This is a genomic window from Aliivibrio sp. S10_S31 (assembly GCF_014694495.1).
GTDB classification, from domain to species: Bacteria; Pseudomonadota; Gammaproteobacteria; order Enterobacterales; family Vibrionaceae; genus Aliivibrio; species Aliivibrio fischeri.
Window position 1 is genome coordinate 1 of sequence record NZ_JAAUWR010000045.1, and the last position, 3,599, is coordinate 3,599.

General features: G+C 35.6%; 4 protein-coding genes. All 4 read right to left on the minus strand.

Going from position 1 to position 3,599, the window contains the following annotated elements:
• Positions 1-238: 238 nt before the first annotated feature.
• On the minus strand, positions 239-988 hold the full coding sequence (locus HC728_RS19300) for a hypothetical protein (protein ID WP_190395946.1): 750 nt from the start codon (positions 986-988) through the stop codon (positions 239-241).
• A 124-nt stretch (positions 989-1,112) separates the two neighbouring features.
• Positions 1,113-1,445, minus strand: coding sequence for a hypothetical protein (locus HC728_RS19305; RefSeq protein WP_065623103.1), 333 nt, complete (start codon positions 1,443-1,445; stop codon positions 1,113-1,115).
• Between the two features lie 146 nt (positions 1,446-1,591).
• A complete protein-coding gene (locus HC728_RS19310; protein WP_190395947.1) occupies positions 1,592-1,996 on the minus strand; it encodes a hypothetical protein in 405 nt (134 codons plus the stop codon).
• A 717-nt stretch (positions 1,997-2,713) separates the two neighbouring features.
• A complete protein-coding gene (locus tag HC728_RS19315; protein WP_017019199.1) occupies positions 2,714-3,391 on the minus strand; it encodes a hypothetical protein in 678 nt (225 codons plus the stop codon).
• Between the last annotated feature and the right edge of the window lie 208 nt (positions 3,392-3,599).

Here is a 3,599-nt window from a genome sequence, read left to right on the forward strand (position 1 = left end):
GTATTAATTTTAGCCCAAAGAGCCCGTAGAAAATGGTTGCTCTCTTCGATCGATTTTAGATTCTCAAGTAATATTTCCAACTAAATTATCCTTTGTTTGGCTAACGCCTGCATAACACGTTTGCTACCATGCAGATTAAGCTCAAATTTACCACTTAACACGGTAAAGCAAAAGAAACCTAGAATGCCGAATGTAGCAAATCGTGTTGATGCATTTGTTATAAGAATCTATTGTAGGACTAATTTAAATACTCATCACAAAAATTCTTAGCCAAATTAAGAACAATTTCAATAGCCTCATCCAGCTCTGTAATAAAGTTTCTAGGTGCTCTTCCTGCGCTACCATGACCATGTCGTGCATATATTCCTAATACTGACATTTGATTGCACGCAGTAGTAAATGCTGTAACTCTAGAATTATCATAAAGAGCATTAAAGTCTATACTATTCACATTACTAAAATGTCTCACTGTCTCATAAATCTTATATAGCGTTGACCATGCGAGAATTCTATCAGTCAAATCCACGGTTTTGATTAACCCTGATAAGAACAGAATCGTTCGAATAGCTTCATTCGTTTGGGATAAATTAACTAATTGTGATTGAAGGGAAGCATTGATGTAAACAGCACTATAAGATGGAGCAACAACTCCTGTCGGCAAATCAAATGGATTATCATCCACAGCAACGGGCGATACTGTACTTCTGTTTCCAGTTGGAATATGGAGTACTTCTTGAAAATGGATTGGAATAAAATCACAATTTGCATGAGCTATTCGCATAGCCCCGTTAAGTAATAACTCCAAGCCAAAAACACGTTCCGAAACGGCTTGCACATCAATCAAATGCTCTAGATAGCCTGAATACGCTGTATTATTAACTCCTAACTCATCATGCTCATGAGACAGGGCAAGAACCCCACCTATTTGCTGAGTATAACTCGGATAATATGGTGTATCATTGACTAATATTTCCCAAACTTTTTGCATATTAATTCCATATTCTTATAACGCCGCAATAACACGTGCGAACGCCTTACTTTCCAAAACAATTATACTTCAAACCACAAACGCCGAATGTAATTAGCATCGTGTTGATTGCTTTGTTATAAATTTACAACAAGGAGGCGACTTTCTTTTTTATCTGTAAGATTTTTGATTCAGTTAAAATTATAAGTAGGCTCAGTATTCCAACGCTAACAATTTGAGATGTAATTACTACTGTTGACGTTTTATCGATGCTTAAAAATATTAGCGCTAACTGCATTAAAACACACATTATAAGTAATCCTTTGTTGTAGCTATAAACAAATGATTCTTTTTGATGATTATAAGATATCTTAGTTTTACATCTAAAAAGGCCAAGCTTAACATTTACAGCATTCCTACTAGACGAAAACTCAAGCCCTAAGTTGTGTAAGGCTTGCTCTACTGCTGAAGTATCCATAGAAACCCTTTAATCCATTATATTTAAATAAATTTATAACGCCGCAATAACACGTGCGAACGACCGAATTACAAAACCAATTACACTCCAAACCACAAACGCCGAATGTAATTAGCATCGTGTTGATTGCTTTGTTAAACGTACATCTAACGGCTAGTGCGATACTTAACCAATGATGGACTTTCGCAATCTATTGTTTCTATGTAGATATTACGTTCCTTCCATATAACTTCAATATCATATAGGCAAAACGAATATTTAGTTGGATCTAAAACCCAAACCTCATTAACTTGAACTGATACTGACGTAAATAGTTCATTATCATTACCCCACCAAGCTAAAACTAAATACTTACAACTTTCACCATTATGGAAAATAACGAACGCAGCAGTTTGATCCCATTCGAGAGTTATTTCAGATTTAACCTCTGATAGTCGTTGATGAAAAGCGACCATATTGATTGGTTCTTCATTTGCTGAAATGGTATAAATCTTAACTCCATCCGCATCTAGCCAATCTTGCTCACCTTCCAGTTTTCGTAATTTATACATTGTACCTCCTTGTACGATTAACGCCGCAATAACACGTTTACTACGACACAGACTTAGCTGAATTTTACCGCCTTAATCACTGAAACTAAAGACAAACCTAGAACGCCGAATGTAGTAAATCGTGTTGATTGCTTTGTTACACGATCTTTGTCAACGCTTCGCTTTAATAGGTAAAGAATTGATTTGCTAAGATTTACTGTAAATTGAGTTTAATTAGACTGGTTCAATTAAGCGAGCAAAATATCATTTCAACGGCAATAACTGTGAAACGAAACAATCCCTTTTTCTTACACCATTTGTACGATTTGGTTTCAGCCAGTTTTGAGCTGATAAACCAAATATCCTTACCACAATTGGGATTGAAAATGCTGAGAGAAAAACACTGATGCAGGCTAAAATGAGGCATAACCAAAGAACAATTGAAGCGTAAATTAGCCGCTGAAACGCCTGAATTTGGGGCAATAATAGTTCAATGCCGAACCTGATGAAATGAAAATAAGAAGGCAACAAAGAAAAAGGAAAACCACCCTACTTTCACGCCTAAAAAACTAATGGTTCAATCGCTGAACTGAGCCAAAAAACTGCGACCTTAGAGTTCGTGTAACGCCTGCATAACACGTTTGCCACTATGCAGATCAAGCTCAAATTTACCACTTAATACGATAAACCCAAAGAAATTTAGAATGCCGAATGTAGCAAATCGTGTTGATGCATTTGTTAAGTCGCAGATATGAACTTTCTATCGCGATGTTTATACTTCATGACATCAGAAATTTCTTTTTGAACCTGTATTAACTCTGATTGGATTTTAGGTATAAGCACATACATTTCGTTAGTAGCATAAACTAATGATTCAATAACATTACTACCTACAATATTAATTATCTCATCTGAACCAACCAAATCATTGCTTTTATAAACATCACAAACTTTTTCTTGGTACTTTTTAAGGTAGAGTTCATTTCTATCAAAAATTCGTTTGGCAACAGTAGCATAGTCACGCTGAGTACAATCTAAATATTCTAAGAGTTCAGGCTTAGACGTTGAAAGTAGAAACATTGTATTTTTAGTTTCTATCTTATTAACCAATGAATCATCAAATGTTGAAGCTGGAAATTCAAGCGCACGCAATTCTGTGTCTCTTGTTGCGTAGTTTTGCATTTCTTTTGAATAGAGATACATATACTTTATTTGTCTATCTAAAATGAAAAGTACATAGTTTGCAGACTTCACCTCTTCATCAACGTTCAACCTTTCAAGTGAGTATACATGATGGATAATTGTTAATATTGCAGCGAATGCTCCACCCGCAGAGATAAATCCACCTAAAGAGTTTAATACTTGAACTATGCTCTTACCTTCAGATGTTGAGTACGAAAATACAATTGCAGACAAGTAAAACCCAATAAGGATTAATGCTATCTGAAAGGAATAATTACTTAACTTTCTCACTGGAACCTCGAATATTTCTGCGACTTAACGCCGCAATAACACGTGCGAAAGACCGACTTTCCAAACCAATTACACTCCAAACCGCGAATGCCGAGTGTAATTAGCATCGTGTTGATTGCTTTGTTACACGATCTTTGTCAACGCTTCGCTT

Excerpts from the sequence above, each read along its gene's own strand:
- HC728_RS19300 (WP_190395946.1), bottom strand. The coding sequence starts at position 988 with ATGCAAAAAGTTTGGGAAATATTAGTCAATGATACACCATATTATCCG.
- HC728_RS19310 (WP_190395947.1), bottom strand. The coding sequence starts at position 1,996 with ATGTATAAATTACGAAAACTGGAAGGTGAGCAAGATTGGCTAGATGCG.
- HC728_RS19305 (WP_065623103.1), bottom strand. The coding sequence starts at position 1,445 with ATGGATACTTCAGCAGTAGAGCAAGCCTTACACAACTTAGGGCTTGAG.